The sequence below is a fragment of the Silicimonas algicola genome (assembly GCF_003970735.1).
GTDB classification, from domain to species: domain Bacteria; phylum Pseudomonadota; class Alphaproteobacteria; order Rhodobacterales; family Rhodobacteraceae; genus Silicimonas; species Silicimonas algicola.
Map to the genome: position 1 here is coordinate 4,051,771 of NZ_CP034588.1, position 25,827 is coordinate 4,077,597.

Annotated in this window: 29 protein-coding genes; 8 read left to right on the forward strand and 21 right to left on the reverse strand. The window is 64.4% G+C overall.

All coding sequences use genetic code 11. The annotated features are described in order from the left end of the window. The first annotated feature begins 182 nt into the window (after positions 1–182). The 6 genes from EF888_RS20050 to EF888_RS20080 all read left to right on the forward strand — a co-directional run bounded on the left by EF888_RS20050 (position 183) and on the right by EF888_RS20080 (position 7,297). Entirely contained in the window at positions 183–1,607 is a 1,425-nt protein-coding gene (locus tag EF888_RS20050; RefSeq protein WP_164721770.1) for a putative bifunctional diguanylate cyclase/phosphodiesterase, read from the forward strand. Positions 1,608–1,919: 312 nt separating this feature from the next. Then, positions 1,920–3,806 carry a membrane protein insertase YidC gene (yidC, locus tag EF888_RS20055; protein ID WP_109760368.1) on the forward strand — a complete coding sequence of 629 codons (1,887 nt, stop codon included), beginning with the start codon at positions 1,920–1,922 and terminating at the stop codon, positions 3,804–3,806. Next, entirely contained in the window at positions 3,803–4,555 is a 753-nt protein-coding gene (locus EF888_RS20060; protein WP_109760367.1) for an MOSC domain-containing protein, read from the forward strand. The genes yidC and EF888_RS20060 overlap by 4 nt, the downstream gene beginning before the upstream one ends. Beyond that, positions 4,552–5,205 (forward strand): ribosome biogenesis GTP-binding protein YihA/YsxC, encoded by a 654-nt coding sequence (gene yihA / locus EF888_RS20065; protein ID WP_109760366.1) that lies wholly within the window; start codon positions 4,552–4,554, stop codon positions 5,203–5,205. Before EF888_RS20060 ends, yihA begins: the two co-directional genes overlap by 4 nt. Positions 5,206–5,250: 45 nt before the next feature. After that, positions 5,251–6,150, forward strand: coding sequence for an acetylglutamate kinase (gene argB, locus EF888_RS20070; protein WP_109760365.1), 900 nt, complete (start codon positions 5,251–5,253; stop codon positions 6,148–6,150). Between the two features lie 646 nt (positions 6,151–6,796). Further along, the gene (locus EF888_RS20080) at positions 6,797–7,297 is read left to right on the forward strand and encodes a SixA phosphatase family protein (RefSeq protein WP_109760364.1); all 501 of its coding nucleotides are present in this window, start codon (positions 6,797–6,799) and stop codon (positions 7,295–7,297) included. Positions 7,298–7,339: 42 nt separating this feature from the next. Here EF888_RS20080 and EF888_RS20085 read toward each other — a convergent pair whose 3' ends face one another. From EF888_RS20085 to EF888_RS20130, 10 genes are all read right to left on the reverse strand, one after another. Continuing rightward, positions 7,340–8,107, reverse strand: coding sequence for an amino acid ABC transporter ATP-binding protein (locus EF888_RS20085; protein ID WP_109760363.1), 768 nt, complete (start codon positions 8,105–8,107; stop codon positions 7,340–7,342). Between the two features lie 14 nt (positions 8,108–8,121). Continuing rightward, a complete protein-coding gene (locus EF888_RS20090; RefSeq protein WP_109760362.1) occupies positions 8,122–9,414 on the reverse strand; it encodes an amino acid ABC transporter permease in 1,293 nt (430 codons plus the stop codon). A 3-nt stretch (positions 9,415–9,417) separates the two neighbouring features. After that, entirely contained in the window at positions 9,418–10,632 is a 1,215-nt protein-coding gene (locus EF888_RS20095) for an amino acid ABC transporter permease (protein WP_109760361.1), read from the reverse strand. A 141-nt stretch (positions 10,633–10,773) separates the two neighbouring features. Beyond that, positions 10,774–11,793, reverse strand: a complete 1,020-nt coding sequence (locus EF888_RS20100; protein ID WP_109760497.1) for an amino acid ABC transporter substrate-binding protein — start codon at positions 11,791–11,793, stop codon at positions 10,774–10,776. Positions 11,794–12,015: 222 nt separating this feature from the next. Further along, positions 12,016–12,708, reverse strand: coding sequence for an ATP12 family chaperone protein (locus tag EF888_RS20105; RefSeq protein WP_241239749.1), 693 nt, complete (start codon positions 12,706–12,708; stop codon positions 12,016–12,018). A gap of 11 nt (positions 12,709–12,719) precedes the next feature. Further along, positions 12,720–13,766, reverse strand: coding sequence for an RluA family pseudouridine synthase (locus EF888_RS20110; RefSeq protein ID WP_109760359.1), 1,047 nt, complete (start codon positions 13,764–13,766; stop codon positions 12,720–12,722). Next, positions 13,763–14,128 (reverse strand): fluoride efflux transporter CrcB, encoded by a 366-nt coding sequence (gene crcB / locus EF888_RS20115; protein ID WP_420902648.1) that lies wholly within the window; start codon positions 14,126–14,128, stop codon positions 13,763–13,765. Before crcB ends, EF888_RS20110 begins: the two co-directional genes overlap by 4 nt. Positions 14,129–14,174: 46 nt before the next feature. Beyond that, positions 14,175–15,488 carry a replication-associated recombination protein A gene (locus EF888_RS20120; protein WP_109760357.1) on the reverse strand — a complete coding sequence of 438 codons (1,314 nt, stop codon included), beginning with the start codon at positions 15,486–15,488 and terminating at the stop codon, positions 14,175–14,177. 44 nt (positions 15,489–15,532) lie between these two features. Further along, the gene (locus EF888_RS20125; RefSeq protein ID WP_109760356.1) at positions 15,533–16,123 is read right to left on the reverse strand and encodes an acyl-homoserine-lactone synthase; all 591 of its coding nucleotides are present in this window, start codon (positions 16,121–16,123) and stop codon (positions 15,533–15,535) included. 59 nt (positions 16,124–16,182) lie between these two features. Further along, on the reverse strand, positions 16,183–16,854 hold the full coding sequence (locus EF888_RS20130; protein ID WP_109760355.1) for a helix-turn-helix transcriptional regulator: 672 nt from the start codon (positions 16,852–16,854) through the stop codon (positions 16,183–16,185). Between the two features lie 153 nt (positions 16,855–17,007). Here EF888_RS20130 and EF888_RS20135 point away from each other — a divergent pair, with 153 nt between their 5' ends. Next, complete coding sequence (locus EF888_RS20135; RefSeq protein ID WP_126918620.1) at positions 17,008–17,187, forward strand: hypothetical protein; 180 nt, start codon at positions 17,008–17,010, stop codon at positions 17,185–17,187. 66 nt (positions 17,188–17,253) lie between these two features. On the opposite strand, the gene rplQ is transcribed toward EF888_RS20135, so the two are convergent. The 8 genes from rplQ to EF888_RS20175 form a co-directional block, all read right to left on the reverse strand. Next, complete coding sequence (gene rplQ, locus EF888_RS20140; RefSeq protein WP_109760353.1) at positions 17,254–17,673, reverse strand: 50S ribosomal protein L17; 420 nt, start codon at positions 17,671–17,673, stop codon at positions 17,254–17,256. 152 nt (positions 17,674–17,825) lie between these two features. Continuing rightward, positions 17,826–18,842 carry a DNA-directed RNA polymerase subunit alpha gene (locus EF888_RS20145; RefSeq protein WP_109760352.1) on the reverse strand — a complete coding sequence of 339 codons (1,017 nt, stop codon included), beginning with the start codon at positions 18,840–18,842 and terminating at the stop codon, positions 17,826–17,828. A 114-nt stretch (positions 18,843–18,956) separates the two neighbouring features. Further along, positions 18,957–19,343, reverse strand: a complete 387-nt coding sequence (rpsK, locus tag EF888_RS20150) for a 30S ribosomal protein S11 (protein WP_109760351.1) — start codon at positions 19,341–19,343, stop codon at positions 18,957–18,959. 15 nt (positions 19,344–19,358) lie between these two features. Continuing rightward, positions 19,359–19,727: a 30S ribosomal protein S13 gene (rpsM, locus tag EF888_RS20155; RefSeq protein WP_109760350.1), complete on the reverse strand. Its 369-nt coding sequence runs from the start codon at positions 19,725–19,727 to the stop codon at positions 19,359–19,361. A gap of 207 nt (positions 19,728–19,934) precedes the next feature. Then, the gene (locus EF888_RS20160; protein ID WP_109760349.1) at positions 19,935–20,579 is read right to left on the reverse strand and encodes an adenylate kinase; all 645 of its coding nucleotides are present in this window, start codon (positions 20,577–20,579) and stop codon (positions 19,935–19,937) included. Next, positions 20,576–21,937 carry a preprotein translocase subunit SecY gene (gene secY / locus EF888_RS20165; protein WP_109760348.1) on the reverse strand — a complete coding sequence of 454 codons (1,362 nt, stop codon included), beginning with the start codon at positions 21,935–21,937 and terminating at the stop codon, positions 20,576–20,578. The genes EF888_RS20160 and secY overlap by 4 nt, the downstream gene beginning before the upstream one ends. A gap of 102 nt (positions 21,938–22,039) precedes the next feature. Next, positions 22,040–22,507, reverse strand: coding sequence for a 50S ribosomal protein L15 (gene rplO / locus EF888_RS20170; RefSeq protein ID WP_109760347.1), 468 nt, complete (start codon positions 22,505–22,507; stop codon positions 22,040–22,042). A 112-nt stretch (positions 22,508–22,619) separates the two neighbouring features. Next, the gene (locus EF888_RS20175) at positions 22,620–23,372 is read right to left on the reverse strand and encodes a prepilin peptidase (protein WP_109760346.1); all 753 of its coding nucleotides are present in this window, start codon (positions 23,370–23,372) and stop codon (positions 22,620–22,622) included. Between the two features lie 219 nt (positions 23,373–23,591). Between EF888_RS20175 and EF888_RS20180 the strand changes: the two genes are divergently transcribed. Then, the gene (locus EF888_RS20180) at positions 23,592–24,482 is read left to right on the forward strand and encodes a hypothetical protein (RefSeq protein WP_109760345.1); all 891 of its coding nucleotides are present in this window, start codon (positions 23,592–23,594) and stop codon (positions 24,480–24,482) included. Positions 24,483–24,555: 73 nt separating this feature from the next. Here the strand turns inward: EF888_RS20180 and rpmD are convergent, their stop codons facing one another. The 3 genes from rpmD to rplR form a co-directional block, all read right to left on the reverse strand. Further along, positions 24,556–24,744 carry a 50S ribosomal protein L30 gene (gene rpmD, locus EF888_RS20185; protein ID WP_109760344.1) on the reverse strand — a complete coding sequence of 63 codons (189 nt, stop codon included), beginning with the start codon at positions 24,742–24,744 and terminating at the stop codon, positions 24,556–24,558. Between the two features lie 3 nt (positions 24,745–24,747). Next, on the reverse strand, positions 24,748–25,326 hold the full coding sequence (gene rpsE, locus EF888_RS20190) for a 30S ribosomal protein S5 (protein ID WP_109760343.1): 579 nt from the start codon (positions 25,324–25,326) through the stop codon (positions 24,748–24,750). A 133-nt stretch (positions 25,327–25,459) separates the two neighbouring features. Then, a complete protein-coding gene (gene rplR / locus EF888_RS20195) occupies positions 25,460–25,819 on the reverse strand; it encodes a 50S ribosomal protein L18 (RefSeq protein ID WP_109760342.1) in 360 nt (119 codons plus the stop codon). Between the last annotated feature and the right edge of the window lie 8 nt (positions 25,820–25,827).

Genomic DNA, 25,827 nt, shown 5'->3' on the forward strand with positions numbered 1-25,827 from the left:
GTCACGGGGCACTGCTAGGTCGAGTCGAACCAGGCTGTGCACCGGATCGAACGGCGACGATGACTTTCCCAGAATCACGCCGATTATCGTCGGCAATGCGTCGCGCGCTGGACGGTCCGAGCGCCTTTGCGCTCATTCCTCCTGCCGCTCTCGCCTCGTCTTGGGGCGGAAGTCAGGTGGCGATGCTAGTCGCTGCCGTCGCTTTGCCGCTGGCCCTGGCCGTCCTGTCGGCGCTGAACCGCGTCAGCCCGGTACTGACCTCGGAACGTGACGCGCAGACAGGGCTGATCCTGCGCGACGGGCTGATTGCGTGGGCCGACGCCGCCATTGCGAACGCCCATCAGGCGAACCGGCAAGTTGCAGTGATGTGCCTGTCGATCGACGACATCGACGGGCTGGAAGAACGCTTCGGACGCAGCATGCGCGATGCGGTCTTGCGCGAAGCGACAGAGCGGATCCAGGCCTTCCTGCGTGACGACGACATCATGGCGCGCATCAGCCCCGGTTTCGCGATCGGCCTGCGCAACGTGCGTCAGCCCGAGACCGAGATGCTTCTGCAACTCGCGCGCAGGCTTCAGTCGGTCTTCGACGACCCATTCAGCGAAGGCCCGACGCGGACCTTCTGCTCGCTTTCGCTCGGCATTGCGGCGGAGTGTCATGTCAAGGGCGGCTGCGGCGCCAATGTGGTCGCGGGCGCGCAACGGGCTTGTGAACTGGCGACTGTTTCGGGGCCGGGATCCGTCAGGGTTTACTACGAGGGTCTGTCCTCCAGCCGCGCGCACGAACGCGACGTCGCGCGCGAATTGTCGACGGCTCTCGACACCGGCGAGATTTATGCCTGGTTCCAGCCGCAGGTCCGGACCGATACGCGCGAGATCACCGGGTTCGAAGCGCTGGCGCGGTGGGAGCACCCTGAACGCGGTCTCGTGTCACCCAACAGCTTCCTCCACGACATCGAGAAAGCGGGGCTGTCACAGCGCTTGGCCGAGGTCATCCTGAAACACTCTCTGACGGCGCTGAACGCCTGGGACGCGGCGGGTTACCGGGTGCCGACGGTCTCGGTCAACTTTTCCGGCGAGGAACTGCGCAATCCCCGTCTCCCCGACTATGTCAGGTGGGAGCTCGACCGCCACGACCTCCTGCCCGAACGTCTCGTCATCGAGGTTCTGGAAAGCGTCGTCGCGGAATCCAGTGAGGACGTAATATCTCGCACCCTGACCGCCCTGTCGCAGCACGGCTGCCTCATCGACCTCGACGACTTCGGCACCGGCTTCACGAGCCTCATCAACATCCGTCGCTTCAACGTCAGTCGCATCAAGATCGACCGCAGCCTCGTCACGCATGCGGACCGCGACGCCGATCAGCGCAAGATGCTGTCGGCCCTACTTGCCTTCAGCGAAATGCTGGGAATTGACGCGCTCGCGGAAGGTGTCGAGACCGAGGCAGAGGTCGAGGCGCTGAACGCGCTGGGCTGTGCCGAAATCCAGGGATACGTCACCGCGCGGCCAATGCCCCTCGGCGAGACGCTGTTGTGGCTGGACGACAACGGGTTCGCCCCCCAGGACGACGCGGTCGTGGTGCCACGACGGACGGGCAGGTATGCCTGACTCCGTCACTGCCTGCGACATCACGCAGGAGTGTGGTTCGCCATACCCCCATTGATGGTCGGTACATCGGATCGAGGTCCCGTCGACAGGATCCTGCACGCTTAAGAGGCCGGGACCGAAAATACCGAGGGGTGCAAGCCTGTTCGCCTCTGCAAGCATGCCGGCGTGCACCCGCGACAGGCTTTTCGCGAAAGCTCTCAGCGCAGGTTCCGGCCGGGTCGATGCGCTGCGGCACAAGGGAAAACGCCTTGACCTTTCGGGCGTCGGAGGATTGAACCACGGGCGCTGATCCTTTGAAGTCGGGTACGGGCAATGGACGACCAGAACAAGAACCTGATCCTGGCGATGGTACTGAGTTCGCTCGTGCTGATCGTCTGGATGATCCTGTTCGCGCCTGACCCGGTCGAGGCACCCACGACCGCCGACAGTCCCGCAGCCACCAGCGCCGTCCCAGGCGCCGAGGCACCCGCCGCCGAAGGCGAGGCGACGCCCTCGGACGCCATCGCCGCCACTCCGCAGGCACCGCGCGTAACGATCGAGACCCCCAGCTTGGACGGCTCCATCTCGCTTGCGGGCGGTCGGATCGACACCCTGTCGCTCAAGAACTACGATGTCGCCGTGGAACCCGGCTCGCCCGAAGTTCGACTTCTGTCACCCGTCGGCGATGCGCACCCCTACTACGCCGTCTTCGGCTGGGTTCCGGGCCGCGATCTCGACGCTTCCGAGGTGCCTACGCCCGAGACGGTGTGGGAAATCGAGGGCGGCGCGACCCTGACGCCTGAGACCCCTGTCACGCTGCGGTGGGAAAGTCCCGCCGGTCTGGTCTTCCGCCGCACCATTTCCGTCGACGACAAGTTCATGTTCACCGTGACTCAAACGGTCGAAAACCCGACGCAGACCACCGTTCGGCTCGCCCCCTACGGCCTCGTCGCTCGCCACGGCGAGCCGCCCGACCAATCGGGATTCTTCATCCTTCACGAAGGGGCGATCCGGCGTACCGACGGCACCCTGGAAGAGATCGGCTACGGCGACATTCCCGATCTTGACGCCGACGATGTCTGGGGCCCCGCGGCCAGTGTCGAGGAGGCGCAGTCGACGGGTTGGGTCGGCTTCACCGACCACTACTGGATGACGACGCTGATCCCCGAACAGGGCGAGCCATTCACGTCCGTCGTTCAGTACGTGCCCGAGCAACAGATTTATCGCACCATCGCCCGAATGCCGGCTGTCGACGTGGCGCCGGGGCAGACCGAGACCTCGACCACCCGTGTCTTCGCGGGCGCAAAGGAATGGGACACGATCCGCGACTACGAGGCCGGTCGCGAGATCACGGGCTTTCTTCCGTCGCTGACCTATTTCCTCGGGCTCGAGGGCGACGCCCAGATCGACGGATTCGTCGACGCGATCGACTGGGGCTGGTTCTACTTCCTGACGAAGCCGATCTTCTTCGTCCTGCACGAACTGAACGTCCTGATCGGGAACATGGGCATCGCGATCATCGCTCTGACATTCTTCATCAAGGCGCTTCTCTTCCCGCTGGCGCGGAAGTCCTACATCTCGATGGCACGAATGAAGGAACTTCAGCCGGAGATGGAGAAGCTGAAGGAGCGGGCGGGCGACGACCGCCAGAAGCTTCAGACGGGGATGATGCAGCTCTACAAGGACAACAAGGTCAACCCGGCCGCGGGTTGCCTTCCGATCCTGATGCAGATCCCGATCTTCTTCTCGCTCTACAAGGTGATCTTCGTCACCATCGAACTGCGTCACGCGCCCTTCTTCGGGCCGTTCCAGGATTTGTCCTCGCCCGATCCTACCTCGATCTGGAACTTCTTCGGTCTGCTTCCCTGGGCTGCGCCCGACACGGGGACGCTTCTGGCGACGATCTTTATCGGCATTCTGCCGATCCTTCTGGGGATCTCGATGTGGATTCAGCAGAAGCTGAACCCGGCGCCAGCGGACCCGACGCAGCAAATGATCTTTGCGTGGATGCCGTGGATCTTCATGTTCATGCTCGGCGGCTTCGCCAGCGGACTGGTGGTCTACTGGATCGCGAACAACACGATCACCTTCAGCCAGCAGTACCTCATCATGCGCAGCCACGGCTACAAACCTGACCTCTGGGGCAACATACGGGGAAAGAACAAGACCCCGGTCCCGGCCACCGCGAACAAGGACGACGCGCCGGGTCGGAAGAAGTGACGCCGCGCGTCGCCCACATCGACCGGCACCCGGTCAAGGGGATCGGCCGCGAGGAAGTGGCATCGGTCGAGTTGAGCGCAGGCGACTGGATGCCATATGACCGTCTCTGGGCCGTGGCGCACGAGCGCGCCAACCTTGACGGTACGGGCTGGCTCGCCAAGCGCAATTTCCTGTGCGGCGTGACGGACCCCGGCGTGATGGCGGTGACCGCGCACATGGACGAGGCGGCAGGCCGTCTGACACTCGAGCATCCGCTCGCCGGACGCATCGAGTTCGATCCGGAAGACGAAAGCGACCTTCCGGCCCTGCTCGACTGGCTGAAGCATATCTGGCCCGCAGACCGTCCTGCTCCCACGAGCGTACACCGCGCCGGGCGGGCGCATCTGACGGATTCGCCTGAGGCCTGGATATCGGTCCACACCGTCGTAAGCCTTGCTTCTCTCGAGAAAAGGATGGGCCGGACGCTGACACGGCACCGCTTTCGCGGGAACCTGTGGCTGGAAGGATTCGAGCCGTGGGACGAGAAGTCCTGGATCGGCCGCCGCCTGACTGTCGGCAATGCGGTCCTGCGCGTGCGGGAAGAGATCACGCGCTGCAAGACGACCCACGCCAACCCCGAGACCGGCGTTCGCGACGCCGAGGTGCTCGATGCGTTGGCGGACCTGGGTCACCGGGAGTTCGGCGTCTTCGCCGTCGTCGAGCGTGGCGGTCGCGTTTCCCGGGGCGATGCCGTGCAGGTGTCCGGATGAGCGCGCCCCTGCCTTTCCCGGTCGCCGAAGTCGATGCCGACGGGTTGGAGCGCGGCCGCAGGCTTTTTGCAGGCGGGGCAGACTTCCTCAAGGGCGTCGTCGCGATGGACGGGTTGCCGCCCGCCGACCGGCTCGAGGTCTGTTTCGCCGGCCGGTCGAACGTGGGCAAGTCGACGCTGATCAACGCGCTGACCGGACGCCGCGCGCTCGCGCGGGCGTCCAACACGCCGGGACGGACGCAGGAGATCAACTTCTTCTCGCTCGCCGAAAGCCACTATCTCGTCGACCTGCCCGGCTATGGCTTCGCCAAGGCGCCCGTGGCGACGGTCGAGAAGTGGCAGCGGCTACTCAAGGCATATCTGTCTGGCCGGGCGACGCTGCGACGTGCCTTCGTGCTGATCGACGCGCGACACGGGGTCAAATCGGTCGACGAGGAAATCCTCAAGCTTCTTGACGGCGCGGCGGTGACGTTTCAGGCGGTGCTGACCAAAGCAGACAAGATCAAGGCGGCAGAGCGCGATGCCGTTCTCGATCAGGTCCGCGGTGCGCTGGCAAAGCATCCTGCGGCCTTCCCCGAGATCGTGCTGACCAGTTCCGAGACCAGCCAGGGGATCGACATTCTGCGCGCCATCGTTGCGGACCTTGCTTGAGACCTGGCTCCCGACGCTCTATCGAAGGTCGCACGAGGTGACACGATGAGACCCAGAGACATGAGCCGCGACTGGATCGCCACAGCCCGAACCCTGAACGAGGCCCTGCCTTACATCCAGCGCTACGACGATGCGATCGTGGTGGTTAAGTTCGGCGGCAACGCCATGGGCGACGCCGAGGCGATGGCAAGTTTTGCGCGCGACATCGTGTTGATGCGCCAGATGGGCCTGAACCCTGTCGTCGTCCATGGTGGTGGACCGATGATCAACGACCTTCTGGCGCGGCTCGGAATCGAGTCGAAGTTCGTCCGCGGCAAGCGAGTGACCGATCAGGCGACCGTCGAGGTCGTCGAAATGGTGCTGACCGGCCTCGTCAACAAGCGCATCGTTCAGGCCATCATGGACGAGGGCGGCCGCGCCGTCGGGCTGTCCGGCAAGGACGATGACCTGATGGTCTGCGAGGCGGACGATCCTGAACTGGGGTTCGTCGGCCGCCCCGTCGAAATGAACGTGCAGGTGCTGCGCGACCTCTTCAAGGCGGGGATCATCCCAGTCGTGGCTCCTGTCGCCACGGGCATGAGTGCGCTTGAGACCTTCAACGTCAACGGCGACACCGCAGCTGGCGCCATCGCGGCGGCGCTGAAGGCGGATCGCCTGTTGCTGCTGACCGACGTCGAGGGCGTGAAGAACGCGTCCGGCGAAATCGTGACCCAGATGACCCCCGAAGACGTCCGCGCCATGATCGAGGACGGCACCATCGCAGGCGGCATGATCCCGAAGACCGAGACTGCGCTGAAGGCGGTCGAGGACGGAGTTCGCGCCGTGGTGATCCTGGACGGCAGGGTGCCAAATGCCTGCCTTCTCGAGCTGTTCACCGAGCACGGCGCCGGGTCGCTTATCCGACGGGCGGACTTGCCGCCTCACCGGCCCCGGTCGCGGGCGTGACACCGGACGTCGGGGTTTCCCTGGCGGACCTCGAGTCGCTGGCCGGCGAGGACAATCTGACGCTTCTGGGCGCCTGCGCTACTCGTCCGGACGATGGGCTTGGTATTGGAACGCTTTGCCTTCTCGGACCGTCCGAACCGGGATTCTGGGCGCACTTCACCAAGAGCAACGAGTATCGCGACAGCAGGCCCGACCCGATGGATCGCTGGTCACGGCGGGTTGTCGAAACGCTGTCCGAAAAGGTTGGGGGCTCGGCCCTGTTTCCCTTCGGCGACCCCGCCCGGCCTTTCATAGACTGGGCGCTGCGTTCCGGCGCTCATGCCTCGCCCGTGACGCTGCTCGTTCACCAGGTGACCGGGCTTTGGCTGTCCTACCGGGGAGCTGTCTTGCTGCCCGGCCTTCCACCACTGGAGGCTGCCACGAGCTCACCCTGCCCAACGTGTGCGCAACCCTGCCGAACCGCCTGTCCGGCGGACGCACTGACCGCTGACGGCTATGACCTCGGGCGGTGTCACGCCTATCTGAACACAGCGCCCGGCGCGGACTGCATGAATCGAGGATGCGTTGTCCGTCGCGCGTGCCCTGCCGGTGCCGGTTACTTGCGGTCGGAGGCGCAATCGGCGTTTCACATGAGGGCTTTCCACCCATGACCCTGAGGCTGATCCTGATGCGCCATGCGAAGTCCGACTGGAGCGAGCCGGGACAAGACGACTTCGACCGCAGGCTGAATGACCGCGGGCGAAGGGCTGCGCCTTTGGTGGGGCGTTGGCTTGCAGACAAAGGACACATACCCGAGATCGCGCTGGTCTCGGCTGCTCGCCGGACGGTCGAGACTTGGGACCTTGTCGCAGAAGCGTTCCCAACCGTGCAGGCCAAAGTCCTCAAGTCGCTTTATCTCGCCGGCCCCGACGCGATGCTTCGACTTCTCCGGCAGAAACGGCAATCGAGCGTGCTTGTTCTGGCGCACAACCCGGGTATCGGAGAGTGTGCCAGCCTTCTTGCGAGGACACCCCCTCAGCACGCCCGGTTCGATGACTATCCGACCGGCGCTACGACCGTTCTCGACTTCGACGCCGAGACCTGGAGCGACGTGGGCTGGCACAGCGGTAGCGTGCGCGACTTCATGGTGCCGCGCGACGTGAACTGACCGCCGATCCTCGCCGGGCCTTCAGGACCGGGTGCATGATGGTCAGTGACCGAGGATCTGGCTGAGGAACAGCTTGGTCCGCGGCGATTTGGGATTCTTGAAGAACTCCTCGGGCTCGTTCTGCTCGACGATCTGGCCTTCGTCCATGAAGATCACGCGGTTCGCCACCTGGCGGGCAAAGCCCATCTCGTGCGTAACGCAGAGCATGGTCATTCCCTCTTCGGCCAACTCGATCATTGTATCGAGCACTTCCTTGATCATTTCGGGGTCAAGCGCCGATGTGGGTTCATCGAACAGCATGATCCGCGGGCGCATGCACAGGCTGCGCGCGATCGCCACGCGCTGTTGCTGACCCCCCGAGAGCTGACCGGGATACTTGTCGGCCTGCTCAGGGATCTTCACCTTTTTCAGGAAATGCATCGCCGTTTCTTCGGCCGTCTTCTTGGGGATCTTGCGGACCCATATCGGCGCCAGCGTGCAGTTTTCCAGGATGGTCAGGTGCGGGAAGAGGTTGAAGTGCTGGAACACCATCCCGACCTCGCGGCGGATCTTGTCGATGTTCTTGATGTCCGAGGACAGCATCGTCCCGTCCACCTCGATCCTGCCTTTCTGGTGCTCCTCCAGCGCGTTGATGCAGCGGATCAGCGTGGACTTTCCCGACCCTGACGGCCCGCAGATGACAATGCGTTCGCCGCGGTAGACCGTCAGATCAATGTCGCGCAGGACGTGGAACGTCCCGTACCACTTGTTCATGTTCTGGATGCTGATCGCGATTTCGTCGGATACCTTCATCTCTACGGCTTCGGTCATCCGAGCGCCCTCCCTTAACGATGATCTGTCGCGAGGCGGCGTTCCAGCCACTGCGAATATTGCGAAATGCTGTAGCAGACGATGAAGAACAGCACCGAGGCGAACATGAAGAGTTCCCAGTAGACGCCGTTCCAGTCGGTCGAGGCCAAGATCGGGCCACGGATCATGCCCACGATGTCGAAGAGCGTGATGACCGAGACCAGCGTCGTGTCCTTGAACAGGCCCACGGCGATGTTGACGATGCCGGGGATCGATATCTTGAGCGCCTGCGGCAGGATGATCAGCCGCATCGCCTGCGGATAATCCAGCCCCAGTGAATCCGCCGCCTCGTATTGTCCCTTCGGCAGAGCCGCGAGTCCCCCCCGGATAACCTCGGCAATGTAGGCCGAGGAGAACATGGTGATCATGATGACCACCCGTAGAAACAGGTCCACCGTGCGCTCGGGCGGGAAGAAGTAGGACAGCATCACGCTGGCCACGAACAGCAGCGTGATCAGCGGCACGCCTCGAATGAACTCGATGAAGACGACGCAGATGTATTTGACGATAGGCAGGTCCGACTGCCGCCCCAGCGCAAGTGCAATGCCGATGGGAACAGACAGGGATACGCAGGTGATGCCAAGCATCATGTTCAGCATGAAGCCGCCGAGGTCGCGTGAGGAGACAGAACGAAGCGAAAATAGATCCGCGCCCGAAAACACCATCCCACCCAGGATCCAGACCACGAGCGCGGCGGCGACACCCCCGAACATTCCGGCTGCGAAGCTGCCTTTCACGAAGCGATTGAAGACCAGGTAGCCCACGACCACGCCCAGCAGCGCGATCAGCGGCGTCAGGATGGTGCCGCCCCAGATCAGCCAGTAGGCGAGGAAGGGATAGATGCCGGTGAAGATCAGAAGCTTTCGCGGCAGGTCGAAAAACAAAACCGGCGCTGCAGCGATGAACAACAGGACGAAGGCAAGCGTGGGGCGCCAGTACAGTTCGGGCGGGTACTTGAACCCGAAGAGCAGTTGGTTCCAACGCTCGGACAGCACCGCGAAGCAGGCGGCCGAATTGCCCTGCAGTATCTCGCGGCACTGCGCGAGGCTTTCGGCGTTCCATATCCCGCCCAGCAGCCAGGGCAAACTGGACGAAAGGATCAGGTAGATGATGTAGAGCGCTGCGACGGTCAGCAATCCGTTTGCCCAGGTGGGAAACAGATTATCGCGCATCCACTTGACCGGCCCGGAAACCGTGGCGGGCGGCAGCGCGGGCGGGATCGCCGTTTCGCGGACGAAGGCGACGGATTCGGCGTGCGTGTCCGACATGGCTCAGCGCTCCCTCAGTCTGACGGCACTGTTGTAGACGTTCAGGATCAGCGAGATGATCAGCGAGATCGTCAGGTAGAACAGCATCAGGAGCAGGACGCATTCGATCGCGCGTCCCGTCTGGTTCAACGTGATGCCGCCGAGTGTCGCGGTGATGTCGGCATAGCCCACCAGGATCGCCAGCGACGAATTCTTGGTGATGTTGAGATATTGCGAGATGAGCGGCGGGATGATGACGCGCAGCGCCTGCGGCAGAACCACGAGGTTCATGATCCGACCGGGGCGCAGCCCCAGAGCCGCCGCCGCCTCGCTTTGGCCCCTGGACACGGCCTGAATACCCGCGCGCACGTTCTCGGCGATGAAGGCTCCGGTGTAGATCGACAAGGCGAACCAGAGCGCGATCAGCGGCGCGCCGATCTGGAGGCCGCCCCGGAAGTTGAACCCCGCCAGCGCTGGATAGTCCAGCGAGATGGGCCGACCCATAAGGAAAAACACCAGCAGCGTCGGGATGAAGAAGATCGCGACCGAGGGCCAGAACCGCGGCAGCAGGCGGCCGGTGTCGTACAGCAGCTTGGTCGAGTAACGGCGATAGGCGACAATACCGATGATCGACGCCACGAACGTCGCCACGACGATCATCCAACCCGGTTCCAAGACCGGAGACGGGATGTAGACGCCGCGATTGGTAAAGGCGAAGGACCCCAGGATCATCGATGCCGCAGGTTCATCGCCCCGGAAGGCGCTAGGGGCGGGCATCGCTGCGGTCATGATGAAATAGATGATCAGGATCCAGATCAGCACCGGGATGTTCCGGAATATTTCGACATAGACCGCCATCAACTTGCGGACCAACCAGTTGTTCGACAGCCGAAGGACCCCTGCGATGACGCCGAATATCGTGGCCATGACGCAGGCGAGAACCGCAACAAGCAGCGTGTTCAGCACTCCGACGAAGGCTGCGCGCAGATTGGTGGACTGACTGGAATAGGGGATCAGCGTCTGGTTGATGTCATACCCCGCCGTTGAACCGAGGAAGGAATAGGAGATGTTGAGCCCCTGTTCCTCGAGGTTGGCGAAGAGGTTGGACATCAGATACCAGATCGCCGCGACCAAAAGGATCAGGGCGATTGCCTGGAATGTGATGGACCGGTAACGCGTGTCGTTCAACAGCATGGATAGCCGGAACGACTCCTGTGTTGGATCCGAGAGTGTCGTCATAAAGCGTATCCCTGTATCCCGGTCCTGTTTTTTGGACGGCGCCGTGGTGGCGCCGCTGGCCGGGTCGTTCTTGGTCGCACGGCACCTTCCGGCACCTGAATGCAGCCGGGGCGCGGATGTACCGCGCCCCGGATATCGCTCTTACCTGAACGGCGGCGCGTAGAGGAGGCCGCCCTCGGTCCACTGCGCGTTCAATCCACGCGCCAGACCGATCGGAGTGCTTTCACCGATGTTCTTCTCGAAGATCTCGCCGTAGTTGCCACCGGCGGCTATGGCGTCCTTCGCCCAGGTGGCGTCGAGACCGATCATGGCGCCGAGGTTGTCCTCGGTCCCGAGAAGGCGGTTCACTTCGGGGTTGTCCCCTGCAGCGGCCGACAGTTCCTCGACGTTCGCCGACGTCACACCGTATTCTTCGGCGGCGATCAGGGCGTTCAGCGTCCACATGACGATGTCGCCCCAGTCGTTGTCGCCATGGCGGACGAGCGGGCCCAGGGGCTCTTTCGAGATGATTTCGGGCAGAATGACGTGGTCGGACGGCGTCTCGAACGTGGCGCGCGTTGCGGCAAGGCCCGAGGCGTCGGTGGTGTAGGCGTCGCAGGCTCCCGCAAGGTACTGCTGCTGGCCTTCGGCGTTGGTTTCGATCGGAACCGGCTCGTAGCTGATGTTGTTCGCGCGGAAGTAGTCCGCGAGGTTCAGTTCCGTCGTGGTGCCCGTCTGGATGCAGACGGTCGCGCCGTCGAGGTCCTTGGCCGAGGTGACGCCAAGCGCCTTCGGCACGATGAAGCCCTGGCCGTCATAGTAGTTGATCCCGACGAAATCGAATTTGAGGTCGGTGTCGCGCGAGAAGGTCCAGGTCGTGTTCCGAGCCAGCATGTCGATCTCGCCCGAGGCGAGCGCGGTAAAGCGCGTCTTTCCGGTTGTAGGAACGAATTCGACCGCGTTGGGATCGCCGAGGACAGCTGCCGCCACAGCGCGGCACACCGCGACGTCGAAGCCTTCCCAATTGCCATTCGCGTCCGGGGCCGCAAAGCCCACCAGACCAGTCGTCACGCCGCAATTCAGCTTGCCGCGCGCCTTCACGTCGTCAAGCGTCGCCGCGCCCGCAATGCCGCCGACGAGGACGGCGCCAGTCAGCGCGCCAAAGAATACGGATTGTTTCATGTTTACCTCTTCCTGAGTTTCCACCATCGCTGGCGGTGTGTCCCGGCCTCGTCAACAGCAGACGCCGGTGTTTATTGGTTCATTCGGCGGCATGACCGCCCAACGCCCGGAATTTGGGCGCATTCCGCCCCTCAGGTCAAGCCTGAGAGCCTATAAACCCGTTGTTCAAAGCGTTTTGGAGAGATTGCCGAGAAGCGGGCAGTTGAGACGACCTTAGCCGTTTCAGGAGGCAGCCCGATAAAAGTCCGAAGCATGGAGGTAGGCTTTCTGGCGAAAAGCGGCGGCCTCGGCGGCTTCCTCGTCGTCTCCCCATTCGCCGATCTGCCAGTCCTCATCCACATGCGAGGCCCCCCAAAGATCAAGCGGCGGAGCCGCCTCCTCGATCGCCGCGAGGCCAAGGACGAACGAGCCGGGGAGCGTCACGAGATCGTGAAACGCAGTCAACTGGAAGTCCGTGAGAGGCGCCATTGCCTTCGCAAGCCGGCCCGTGGCGTCAGGGTCCTGCTCGACGGGCATGACCCCGCGGGTGACCGACAGACGAACGCCGTAGCGCTGCGACATCCAGTCCAGGATGGGATCCCAGGCCGCCTCCTGCCGCGCGATGAGGCTCGCAGGACCTTCGGCGCGGTAACACAGAAGATCGGTTTCTGCATAGGCGGCAATGTAGTCCTCCACCGCCTTGCGCTGAGGCGCGACCTTGTCGAGCGCGGCATTGGCCGACCGAGTCCACGGCATGGTGCGCGGATCCACGGTCTTGTCCTGCGCTTCCCACTCGGCCGCGATCTTTTCGGCGATGGTGCGTGTCGGCACGGCCAGTACGCGTTTCGCGGGCGTCCTTACGGGGCGGCCGTCGAGGCGTATGGCAAACTCCTCGCCCGTTTCCTCGATCGCCGCGGATTGCCAGAATCGCTTCATGCTCCACTGATTCATGCCTGATCCTCGTCGAACGGATCGGCCGGCACGTCAGCCTCGTGCCAGTCCAGCATTTCCCACGTCCGCGCCATATGCTCGGGAAGAGGCGCGGTGACGGTGACGCGCTTGCCCGTGACGGGATGCGTGAAGGACAGGCTTCGCGCGTGGAGGTGCAGCTTGCGACTGATCTCGCCACCCAGTTGCGCCCCCCAGCCGTCGCCCTTGTTCTCCTGCCCCGAGCCGCCGTACTTGCCGTCGCCCACGACGGGATGACCGATCTCGGCCATGTGGGCGCGAAGCTGGTGCGTACGCCCCGTCACAGGGACAAGCGCCACCCAGGACGCTCGTGTGCCCAGGTTGGACAGGACGGCATAGTCGGTCGTCGCGTGCTTGGCGCCCTCGGTCGCTTCGACCTCGTTCGGATGGACGACGCGCATCTTCTCGTTCTCGCCCCTCGCGCCATGGCCGGGCGCTTTGACAAGTCCGAAGCGAATGGTGCCCATGCGCGGGTCTGGCACGCCCGCGACGGCGGCCCAGTAGATCTTTCTGGTGTCGCGGGCGCGGAAGGCCTTCGTCAGCCCGTCCGCCACAGCGCGGGTCCGGGCAAGGATCAGAACGCCCGAGGTGTCCTTGTCCAGCCGGTGGACCAGACGCGGTTTGTCCGCCAGACCGAAGGTCAGCGCCTCGGCCAGCCCGTCGACATGACGGGTCTGCTTCGATCCGCCCTGCGAGGGCAGACCGGGCGGCTTGTTCAGCGCGATGATGTGGTCGTCCTTCCAGAACACCGCGTCCCGGATCATGAGCGCATCAACGTCAGCTAGGCGGGGCGCAGCCGTGGGCACGGGCGCCGCCTCGTCCGGCAGCGGTGGGACGCGGACGGACTGTCCCGCCTCGATTCGCGTCGCCGGTTTCGTTCGGCCGCCGTCGAGCCTGATCTCGCCCTTCCGGCACAACTTCTCGATCCGGCCCTGCGACACCTGCGGAAAGTGCCTGCGGAACCAGCGGTCGAGCCGCTGCCCGCCCTCGTCCTTGCCGATTGTCAGAGTCTGGACGCCGCTCATGCCGTAACCCACCGCGCTGCAAGGATGCCTCCGGCCAGTGCCGCAACCGAGACACCGACCGAGAGGGCGACGTAGAGAGCGGCGAGACCAGCCTCGCCCCTCTCCCATAACGTCACTGTTTCAAGGGAAAACGACGAAAACGTCGTAAAGCCGCCCAGGAATCCCGTCGCCACCAGCGGCGACAGATGCGTGAGGCCGCGGTGCGCCGCAAGCGTGATGAAGACGCCCATCAGAAAGGAGCCCACGATATTGACGGCGAGGATGCCAAGCGGCAGGGCGGTGTGCCCGACAAGCCGCAGGATCCCGATGCCCGCCAGATAGCGGGCCGAGGCGCCAAGCGCGCCGCCAAGGGCTACCATCATCAGGTTTCCAACCATCGGCCTCGTCTGTCGCCAAGGGGGTGAGATGTCAACTCTGCCGCTTCGTCCTGAGCTTCACGAAATAGTCGAGCCGCCGCTTTAATTCGCGTTCGAAACCGCGTTCCACCGGCTGGTAGTAGACGCCGCGCTTCATGGACTCGGGGAAGTAGTTCTGACCCGAAAAACCGTCGTCGGCATCGTGGTCGTAGGCATAGCCTTCGCCGTAGCCTTGGTCCTTCATCATCTTGGTCGGAGCGTTCAGGATGTGCTTTGGCGGCGGCTCGGATCCGGTCTGCCGCGCGGCCGCCATGGCGGCCTTGAAGGCGACGTAGCCCGCGTTCGACTTAGGCGCGAGGGCGAGGTAGGTCACCGCTTGCGCAAGAGCCAGTTCGCCTTCGGGCGAGCCGAGGCGTTCGTAGGTGTTCCAGGCATCGAGGCACACGGTGTGAGCCTGCGGATCGGCCAGTCCGATGTCCTCGACCGCCATCCGCGTCACACGCCGCGCGAGGTACCGCGGGTCCTCGCCGCCTGCGAGCATCCGGGCGAACCAGTAGAGTGCCGCATCGGGATCCGACCCCCGAACCGACTTGTGCAGAGCCGAAATCAGGTTGTAGTGCGCGTCGCCCGACTTGTCGTATTGAGTCGCGCGGCGCATCAGGCGTTTCGACAGTGCCTGAGCGTCGAGCTTGCCGTCGACCGTCCAGCCCGACACCTGTTCGATCAGGTTCAGAAGCGCACGCCCGTCGCCATCTGCCATCTCGAGGAGCGCCTCGCGGGCAGGTCCGTCGAACGGAAGGGCGCGCCCCATCTCCTGCTCGGCCCGCTGCGCCAGCTTTTCGAGGTGAGCGAGCGTCAGGCGGTTCAGCACCATGACCTGCGCGCGGGACAGAAGCGCCGCGTTCAGTTCGAACGACGGGTTCTCAGTGGTGGCACCCACGAGGAGGATCGTGCCGTCCTCCATGTGGGGTAGGAAGCCGTCCTGCTGCGCCTTGTTGAAGCGGTGAATCTCGTCGACGAAGAGAAGCGTCCCCTGCCCCGTTCGGCGACGAAGCTTGGCGGCTTCGAAGACCTTCTTCAGGTCGGCGACGCCTGTGAAAATGGCACTGATCTGGACGAAATGCAGGTCGGTCGCGTCCGCGAGGAGCCGCGCGATGGTCGTCTTTCCGACGCCTGGCGGACCCCAGAGGATCAGCGACCCCAGGTTTCCGGCCCTGAGCATCGCGCCCATCGGGGCTTCGGGTCCCAGGATGTGGTCTTGGCCGATGACCTCGGACAGCGCGCGGGGGCGCAGGCGGTCAGCCAAGGGGCGCGGGGCACCCTTGCCGGGGATCGCGTCGTCGGACTGATCGAAGAGGTCGGCCATGCGCGGCGAAGGCTACGCCCCCGCCGCGCCGACTGGAAGAGCCCTCAGTGCAGCTTGGACGCCAGCGCGATGTCGATGCAGACGCTGCGTTCGTCGTCGCCCGTCTCGATCACCGGGCCTGCCGCGACGCAGTTGATGCCAGTGCGACGCGCGAGCCTGGGGCTGTGTTCCGGAACGATGCCGATCAGCGACGTCGCCCCCAGGTTTCGGGCCGAGCGCACCATCTCGTCGATGAGCGAGCACTGGACGCGCAACCGCATCCTGGAAGGCACGGTGTCGGCCACGAAGACCCTGCTCGACTCCCAGATGTGAGGCGCGACGGGCGCCTCGCGGTAGAGAAGGTCATGCGGGATGCTGTCCAGAAGCCCGAGTTGGGCGTCGCGGATCATGTAGGAATAGATCCCGCATCGCGCCGTCGTGGGGGTCAGGCGCACGCCCGCCAGCACCTCGCCGAACTCGTGGACCGCGACCCAACGGCTGAAGGGGGTGTCGTACTGGTCGAACTCCATGCCGTCGGCATGAGGAAGATCCCAGTTGTTCCGGTCGATGAAGGTCCGGTGTCGTGCGCGCAGCATGTTGGCGAACAACTCGCCGTGATGGTGCATGTTCTCGAAGGAAAGGGTCGTCACTTGCATGGTTACAGCCTCCTGACTGGGTGGATAACCTGTCGGGACGAGGAGGCGTATCTGACGTTCTAGATAAGCTGGTATTCCCTGGCCTTGCGCAGTGCCTGTGCCGTGGTCCGGGCGCCGAGACGGACGCGGGCGGACTGAAGCCGCGCCTTGAAGGCGCTTTCGGATATTCCCAGTTTCGCCGCTGCGGCAGCATGTCGGTCCCCATCAGCCAGCAGACGCAAGGCCTCGATCTGGGCCTGCGTCAATTCGGTAGGAGGCTCGGCCGCGAGGTGCAGTTGGTGAACGATCCTCACCGCCTCGGCAATCTCCGGGTCCGTGAACTCTCGCGTGCCGTGGGCAAGCCCGACGATGCTGCGCGAGCTGATCGGACCACAGGACACCACAGCCCCATAGGTCAGCCCGTGTTTGCGGGCCTGCCCAAGAATGTTGAACGGGTCTGGAAGCCTGATGGCACTCCAGCGCGTGTGGCCTTTGCCCCCAAGACCCCAGAAAACAAGGGGATCGCGCAGGGCATAGGCGTTCTCGTCGTAGAGCTTCGTCCAGGCGTCGTCGTAGGTCCGGACATAGATCAGGGGAGCGGCGAAGCGGATGTGGAGCCCGGCAGAAAAGCCGGCGGGCGCGATTGAGGCGAGGGCGTCGAAATTGCTTGCCAGAGACTTCTGGTCGGGAGTGGCGCGTCCGGTCCGGCCCGTCCGCGTCAGGGTTTCGAAGACTTCGTTGTCACGCCACATGGTTGCCTGCCGCTGGGCTGAACGCCGCACGATGGATAGGTCAGTCCGGACCGCTCAAGCGAGGCCGGGACGACGTGTCCTTTTAGACAGGTTGGCAAGCAGCCAGTCAACCTGAAATTGTATCTCAGCGGGTGGCTCGCCCTGAGGTACACAATGCTTCGCCTGACCGATCTGGAGAAAACTCTTTTCGCTGGCCTGATGGATGGGGAACGGGAGGTCCTGGTCCGATTTCTCAGCTTCAGCAGCCAACGCGAAGCGCAGCCTGATGAACCTGAGACGCAGTTGCTGACGTCGATCGGGCATGTCTGGCGAATGCGGGTGGCGCCCGTATAAGTCTCTGGTCCAAAACAAAAAGCCGCCCCTTGGGGCGACTTTTCCGAGTCCAAAGTCAGCTGCGGATCAATCCTCGGCGACGTCTTCGGCCGCCAGGCGTTCGCGGTCGGCGAGGCCCTTGGCGTCGAGATCGCGGTCGACCAGTTCGATGATCGCCATGGGGGCCATGTCGCCGTAGCGGAAGCCGGCCTTCAGGACGCGGGTGTAGCCGCCGTTGCGCTCGGCATAGCGGGGGCCGAGGACGTCGAACAGCTTGGAAACATGGGCATCCTGCTTGAGACGCGCGGCGGCCAGGCGGCGGGCGTGAAGGTCGCCCTTCTTCCCGAGCGTGATCATCTTGTCCATGATCCGCTTGAGTTCCTTGGCCTTGGGCAGGGTCGTCTTGATCTGCTCGTGCTCGATCAGCGAGCCGGCCATGTTGGCGAAAAGCGCCTTGCGGTGCTCGTGGGTGCGGTTCAGGCGGCGATAGCCGCGGGCGTGACGCATGTGTCGTACTCCGGTGGCGGTTTTGCTTTGTCCGGCCGACGTGCGTGGCGCCGACTCTCCTTGGGGCGGAATGCCCGAAAACCCACGTCTGTATGACGTCGGTATTGCGTCGGTATCGCGTCGGTGCGGCGACCGACGCGATACCTTGTAGCTTAGAACTGGTCCTCGAACTTCTTGGCCAGGTCCTCGATGTTCTCCGGCGGCCACTCCTCGACGTCCATGCCGAGGTGGAGACCCATGCCGGAGAGCACTTCCTTGATCTCGTTGAGCGACTTCCGACCGAAGTTCGGCGTCCGCAGCATCTCGGCCTCGGTCTTCTGGATGAGGTCGCCGATGTAGACGATGTTGTCGTTCTTCAGGCAGTTCGCCGAACGCACCGAAAGCTCGAGCTCGTCCACCTTCTTGAGAAGGAGCGGATTGAACTCCAGCCCGTCCTCGTCATCCATCGCGCGGGCCGCTTCGGGCTCGTCGAAGTTGACGAAGATCGAAAGCTGATCCTGGAGGATGCGCGCCGCAAGAGCCACGGCGTCATCCGGCGTGATCGAGCCGTCGGTTTCGAGCTTCAGCGTCAGCTTGTCGTAGTCCAGCACCTGGCCCTCGCGGGTCGGCTGCACTTCGTAGCTGACCCTGCGGACCGGCGAATAGATCGCGTCGACCGGGATCAGGCCGATCGGTGCATCCTCGGGACGGTTCTTGTCGGCGGCGACGTAGCCCTTGCCGGTGTCGACCGTCAGTTCGATGAAGAGGTCGGCGCCCTCGTCGAGGTGACATATGACGTGATCCTTGTTCAGGATCTCGATGCCGGCCGATTCCGAGATGTCGCCGCCGGTCACGACCTGCGGGCCCTTGACCGAGATCGACAGGCGCTTCGGACCCTCGACATCCATGCGGATTGCCACGCCCTTCAGGTTGAGGACGATGTCGGTCACGTCTTCGCGGACGCCCGCGACGGACGAGAACTCGTGCAGGACGTTGTCGATCTGGACGCTTGTGATGGCCGCGCCCTGGAGCGACGACATCAGCACGCGCCGCAGCGCGTTGCCGAGCGTCAGGCCGAAGCCCCGCTCGAGCGGTTCGGCGATGACCGTCGCCTGACGCGCAGGGTCGTTGCCCGGCTTGACGTCCAGCTGGGTCGGCTTAATCAATTCTTGCCAGTTCTTGTGGATCATGTGTGTCTCCTCAATTCCTGCTTCCGGCCCATGTCCTTGCCGGACGCTCCCGAGGTTCAAAACAGCAAGGACGGGCCATGCGTCTGCACGGCCCGACCGGGAAATTCGGCGTCGTCAGACGCGGCGGCGCTTTGGCGGACGGCAGCCGTTGTGGGCGATCGGCGTCACGTCGCGGATCGACGTGATGTTGAATCCCACGGCCGCCAGGGCGCGGAGGGCGGATTCGCGACCCGACCCGGGACCCTGAACCTCGACCTCGATCGTGCGGACCCCGTGTTCCTGCGCCTTGCGGCCGGCGTCTTCGGCGGCCATCTGCGCGGCATAGGGGGTCGACTTGCGCGAGCCCTTGAAGCCCATCGTCCCGGCGGACGACCAGGCAATCGCGTTGCCCTGCACGTCCGAGATCAGGATCTTGGTGTTGTTGAACGAAGAGTTCACATGAGCAACGCCGGTGGCGATGTTCTTGGAGACCTTCTTCTTGACGCGACGTTCACGTGCCATTGGTCGGACCCTTCCTTATTTCTTCTTGCCGGCGATAGCTTTCGCCGGACCTTTGCGCGTGCGCGCATTGGTATGTGTACGCTGACCGCGCACGGGAAGGTTGCGACGATGGCGCAGGCCGCGATAGCAGCCGAGGTCCATCAGGCGCTTGATGTTCATCTGCGTCTCGCGGCGCAGGTCACCCTCGACGGTGAAGTTGGCGTCGATATGCTCGCGGATCGCAAGGACCTCGGCATCCGACAGCTCGTTCACGCGACGGCTGGGTTCGATCTTGACGGCCTCGCAGATCTCCCTGGCGGAAGAGGGGCCGATTCCGGTGATGTAGGTGAGGGCGATCGGAACCCGCTTCGCAGTCGGGATGTTCACGCCGGCAATACGTGCCACGTCGTATGTCCTTTCGTTGCGGGCCCGTCATACCAGGCCCTTTTTTCACAACGTAAGCCCGGAGCGATGATGCCACCGGGCTTGCATATGATTCTCAGTTGAGATGGCGGTAACTATGCGCTCGCGCCGGTAGGGTCAAGGGGTGCGGAACGACTTGTGTCAAGTCCCTTCTTCACCCCTTCGCAATCCGATGCCGACGGTTACGCCTCAGGCGTCGAGAACCATTGATATCGCCTTGGCCACCTCGTCGATCTCGCCCAGACCGTCGACGGTGCGCAGGTCGCCCTTGGCGTAGTAGTAGCCGATCAGCGGCGAGGTCTTCTTGTAGTATTCCATGAGCCGGGTCTTGAGGCTTTCGGCGTTGTCGTCGGCGCGGCGCTTGAATTCCGTCCCGCCGCAGTTCGAGCACTTGCCGTCCTCGGGGATCGGCTTCGTCGCGTCGTTGTAGACTTCGCCGCAGGTGGCGCAGGTCGATCGCGCGGTGATCCGCTGGACGAGCTCGGCGTCGTCGACGCGCATCTCGATGACTGCGTCCAGCTCCTGCCCGTTCGCCTCCAGCAGCTCGCCCAGTGCGTCGGCCTGGGCCAGCGTGCGGGGGAAGCCGTCGAAGATGAAACCGCTGCCGTGGGAGGTCTTCAGCTTTTCCTCGATCAGGCCGATGACGATCTCGTCGGTGACAAGCTCGCCCGCGTCCATGATCGCGGCGACGCGCTGACCCATCTCGGTGCCCGAGGTGCGGGCGTCGCGCAGCATGTCGCCGGTCGAGAGCTGGACCATGCCGCGCCCTTCCTCGAGCCGCCGCGCCTGGGTTCCCTTCCCGGCGCCTGGCGGCCCCAGCAGTATGATGTTCATCGTCTGGCCGTCCCCTTGGCTTTCCCGCCGCGTTTCTTGCCGCGCAACTGGGATTTCTCGATCAGGTTCTCGTACTGGTGTGCGAGAAGGTGCGACTGGACCTGCTGGATGAAGTCCATTCCGACCGAGACAATAATCAGAATCGAGGTTCCGCCAAAGTAGGCGGTGATGGCCAAATTGCCGCGGACGATCTCGGGCAGGAGACAGACCAGCGCGAGGTAGGCGCTGCCGAGGACGAGGATGCGGCGGACGACGTACTCGAGGTATTCCTCGGTCTTCTTGCCGGGGCGGATGCCGGGGATGAAGCCGTTCTGGTTCTTCAGGTTCTCGGCCACCTCGTCGGGCTTGAAGGCCACGTTGAGGGTGTAGAAGTAGGTGAAGAAGATGATCATCGACGCGAAGAACAGAAGGTACAGCGGCTGACCGGGGCCGAAGTAGGCGAGGATCCAGCTCATGATCGGGCCGGCCTGCGAGCCTGAGAAGGTCGCGAGCGTGGTCGGCAGGAGCAGGAGCGACGAGGCGAAGATCGCCGGGATGACGCCAGCCGGGTTCACCTTGATCGGCAGGTGCGAGGACTGACCGTCATAGACCTTCATGCCGACCTGGCGGCGCGGGTACTGGATGTGGATCTTGCGCAGGGATCGCTCCATGAACACCACGAAGACGAGCGTCACCAGGATCATGGCGAGGATGCCGAGGATCACGCCCGTCGACAGCGCGCCGGCGCGGCCCTGGGCGAAGAACTGGGCGAAGACGCCGGGAAGCTCGGCCACGATACCGACGTAGATGATGAGCGAGATGCCGTTGCCCACGCCGCGGGCGGTGATCTGCTCGCCGAGCCACATCAGGAACATGGTGCCGCCGACCAGGGTCACCATGGTCGAGATGCGGAAGAACCAGCCCGGATCGGTGACGAGGTCGCCCGCCTCCATCGACGCGGCGAGGCCGTAGGCCTGCACGGTCGCCAGAAGGACGGTGCCGTAGCGTGTGTACTGCGTGATCTTGCGACGCCCCTGCTCGCCTTCCTTCTTCAGCTGCGTCAGGGGGCCCCAGGTCGAGGCGAGGAGCTGGATGATGATCGAGGCCGAGATGTATGGCATGATGCCCAGGGCGAAGATGCCCATCCGCGACAGGGCGCCGCCGGTGAACATGCCGAGGACGCCCGCGATGCCGCCCGCTGCCCCGTCCATGAATTCGCGCAGGGCGCTGCCGTCGATGCCGGGAACCGGGATGTAGGTGCCGAGGCGATAGACGATCAGAAGACCGATCGTGAACAGAAGTCTCTGGCGTAGCTCGGTCGCCTTCCCAAGCATGCCCCAACTGGTGTTGGCTGCCATTTGCTCTGCTGCGGATGCCATGCGAGGGCCCTTCCATGTGCAAACGCCGCCGGACCGTTTCCCGGTCGGCGGCGTGGAAAACTGCAGGTCATGTAAGCGGCGGGGAAGCCGCCCACAAGCCGTTTACGCGTCAGCCGACTGAGCCGTGACCGTCAGTGAGCCGCCGGCCTTCTCGACCGCTTCGATCGCGGACTTCGACGCGCCGGTGACGGTGATGGTGGCCTTGGACGAGAACTCGCCCTTGCTGAGGACGCGTACGCCGTCGAGCTTGCGCCGGACGAGACCCGAGTCGACCAGCTCGGTCTCGGTGATCTCGGATCCGAGCTTGCCCGCGTCGATGAATTTCTGGATCAGACCCAGGTTGACCACGGCGTACTTCTTGCGGTTCGGCTTGTTGAAGCCGCGCTTCGGAAGACGCTGATAGAGCGGCATCTGGCCGCCCTCGTAGCCGTTGATCGCCACGCCCGAGCGGGACGATTGGCCCTTGATGCCGCGCCCGGCGGTCTTGCCCTTGCCCGAGCCAGGGCCACGGGCGATGCGTTTTTTCTTGGGGGCGGCGCCGGGGTTGTCCCGGAGTTGGTTCAGTTTCATGTCGCTTCCTTTCGAGCCGGACGCGCCCCCGAAGCGAAGATGGGACGGCCACGGCGTTTTTTGATTGATCGGGGGCGTATAGATCAGGGTCCGGCGCCGTTCAAGCCCGAACTCAGACGGCGATGAAATAGAGCCAGACGAGCCAGAGCGCGGCGGCGAGGCCCATCACCACAGCCTCGCCCGGCATGACCGGGCGGCGCTGGTCGGCGGGATAGGCGAGGGGCTTGAGGGCGCGGAACGCAAAGGCCAGAGGGATGGCGATGAAGCCCGTCAGGGCAAGGCCCCAGAAGCCCGTAAGGGCGCCCGCGGGCAGAAGGAGGAACAGCGCGTCGGGCGCCACGGCCCTTTGCAGCCGCGCGGCGACCCAGAGCGCAAGGCCGAGGAGCGTCGCGCCCGCATGGACGGCAAGAGGCGCGTCGAGGAAGAAGGCGGCGATGCCGAGCCCCAGGACGGTCAGCGCGCCGGTAAAGCCCCGCGCCGCCTTCGGATGCGGCCCCGTCAGCAGGACGACCGCCTGAAGCCCGGATGCGAGCAGCACTGTCGGAATCTTGAGCGGCCAGGGCACGACCACCGCGCCCCAGAGGGCGATGACGAGAATCAGAAGCTCGGAATAGAGAAGCGTGGGGTGCAGCTTTTCTCCGCAGCAGCGCGCGCGGCCACGATTCCAGAGCCAGGACAGGATCGGAACGAGGTCGATGGTGGACAGCGTCCTGCCGCATCCGTCGCACTGCGAGCGGCCCTGCGGGACGGCCGTGTTGCCTGCGCGCGCGCGATCCGCCCAGCACTGCAGGAAACTGGCGTTCATCGGCGCCAGGACGACGAGAATGACCGTCGTCACCAGAAGGAGATCGTTCAGGGGCGGCATGGTCGGTCCGGTTCGTTAATGCCCCGGACACTCTGCACCGATTGTGGCGGAAGAGGGACCAATCCTGCGCATCTTGACGCCGTTGCCCGCGGCCGTGCCGTCGGGGTCACATCGGACGCCCGCACCAGAAATCATGGTTAAGACAAAGTTAATTCAAACTTTCGACTGCTCGTCACGGTTGTATGAGCCCGTCCCGAGTTTCAATGAGAGTGTGTACCGATGTCAGTCAAACCCCTGATCCTGATCGCCCTTCCCCTTCTTCTTGCCGGCTGCGGAGATATCTCGACCAAGTTCTTTGGCGGTGGCAGCAGCGTCGGCACGCCGCCGAGCGGGTCTGGCGGCTCGTCTGGCGGCGGGTCCGTGGGCTCCGGCTCCGGCGGGTCCGAGAGCGAAGGCCCGGGCGGGTCGGGTGGAGAAGGCTCGGGCGGCGGAACGTCCGGCGGCAGCCTTTACGCCCCGATCTACTCGGACGGCTCCCTGACGAACAAGTCGGCGATGATGGGCGATGGCCTCTCGGGCTTCTACACCCGCGCCGACGGCTCGATCGGTGAACTCAGGCTTCGGCTGAGCGAGGACGGGAAGACCGTCTATGTCTCGCTCGACGGCGGCGCCGAGACCGCCTGGAGCACGCGGACGTCGAAGAACGCGAACGGCGGCACCTGGACGGGCGATGGCGGAACGCTGACGGTCGGCTGGAAGGGCGCGGCCAACACGTCCGCTCTGCTGAACGGCCAAAGCGCGGTCTACGGCCTGGAAACGCCGGGCGACAGCCTGCCTGCCGACGAGGCGCACTATAACGGGTCCTGGTCCACCAACGGAGGCAACGGCGCCTTGAAGGTGACCATCGACTTCGGCAGCGGCGCCGTGGGCGGCGGCCTCACGGGCGCCTTCGCGGGAATGGGCGGCGTGGACGGCGCTGTCAGCGGCACCCTCGACGGAAGCCGGATCAACGGGACCATCGCGCTGACGTCGGACAGCTTTGCGGGGTCGTTGGACTTCTTCGGCGCGCTCTATGGCGCGGACGCCTCACAGGCGGCGGGCGTTTTGGGTGGCAGCTTCGGCGGCGAGACGCAGACCGGAGACTTCTCGCTGAACCGCAACGGCAACTGACCCCTTACCCTCAACGGAAAAGGCCCGCGCCGGGAATGGCGCGGGCCTTTGGGCGTTAGAGAGACGAGAGGCGTCAGCCGCGCTCTTCGACGATCTCGACGAGGTGCGGGATCGAGTTCACCATGCCGCGCACCGAGGGCGTATCCTCGAGCTCGCGGGTGCGGTGCATCTTGTTCAGCCCGAGCCCGATCAGCGTGCGCTGCTGGACGTCGGGGCGGCGGATCGGCGAGCCGATCTGCTTGATGACGATGGTCTTGGCCATGATTTACGCCTCCTCTGCGACAAGGCTGGAGGATTCGGTGGCATCCTCGCGTTTCGGCAGGATGTCGGCGACCTTCTTGCCGCGACGCTGCGCGACCGAGCGCGGCGAGGCTTCCTTCTGGAGGCCGTTCATCGTGGCGCGGATCATGTTGTAGGGGTTCTGCGAACCAATCGACTTGGCGACGACGTCGTGCATTCCCACCATCTCGAAGACGGCACGCATCGGGCCGCCGGCGATGATGCCGGTACCCTGGGCTGCGGTGCGCATCACGACGCGGCCCGCGCCGTGGCGGCCCTCGATGTCGTGGTGCAGCGTCCGGCCTTCCCGCAGGGGAACGCGGATCATCTGGCGCTTGGCCTGCTCGGTGGCCTTGCGGATGGCCTCGGGGACCTCCTTGGCCTTGCCCTTGCCGAAGCCGACGCGGCCCTTCTGGTCGCCCACGACGACGAGCGCGGCGAAACCGAAGCGCTTGCCGCCCTTGACGGTCTTCGAAACGCGGTTGATGGCGACCAGGCGGTCGGCGAATTCCGGGGTCTCGTCGCGGTCGCGGCGCTGGCCCCTGTTCTGCTGTTCTCTGGCCATCCGGCCTCCTTCAAAGTCGTGGGCGTGTCGCCCGGTTGGTCCAACCTCGGTGCCCGAAGGCCCGGGTCATCGAAGGCGCGGCAAACCCCCGCCCTACAGTGCCGGCAAGACGGGCTTCAGCCCGCCGCACCGTTCAGATCTTCAGCCCGGCTTCGCGCGCGGCTTCCGCCAGCGCCTTGACCTTGCCGTGGAACAGGAAGCCGCCCCGGTCGAAATAGGCCGCGTCGATGCCCGCCTTCTTGGCGCGCTCGGCGATGGCCTGGCCGACCTTGGCCGCGGCATCCACGTTGTTCTTGCCGACGACGCCCAGATCCTTCTCGAGCGACGAGGCCGACGCCAGGGTCCGGCCTTCGACGTCGTCGATGAGCTGGACGCTGATGTTCTTGTTCGAGCGGTGAACCGACAGCCGCGGCTTGCCGGTGTTGACCGCGCGAAGTTTGTTCCGGACGCGCAGGCGGCGCTTCAGGAACAGCTCTCTCTTGGAAAGTGCCATGTGTCCGG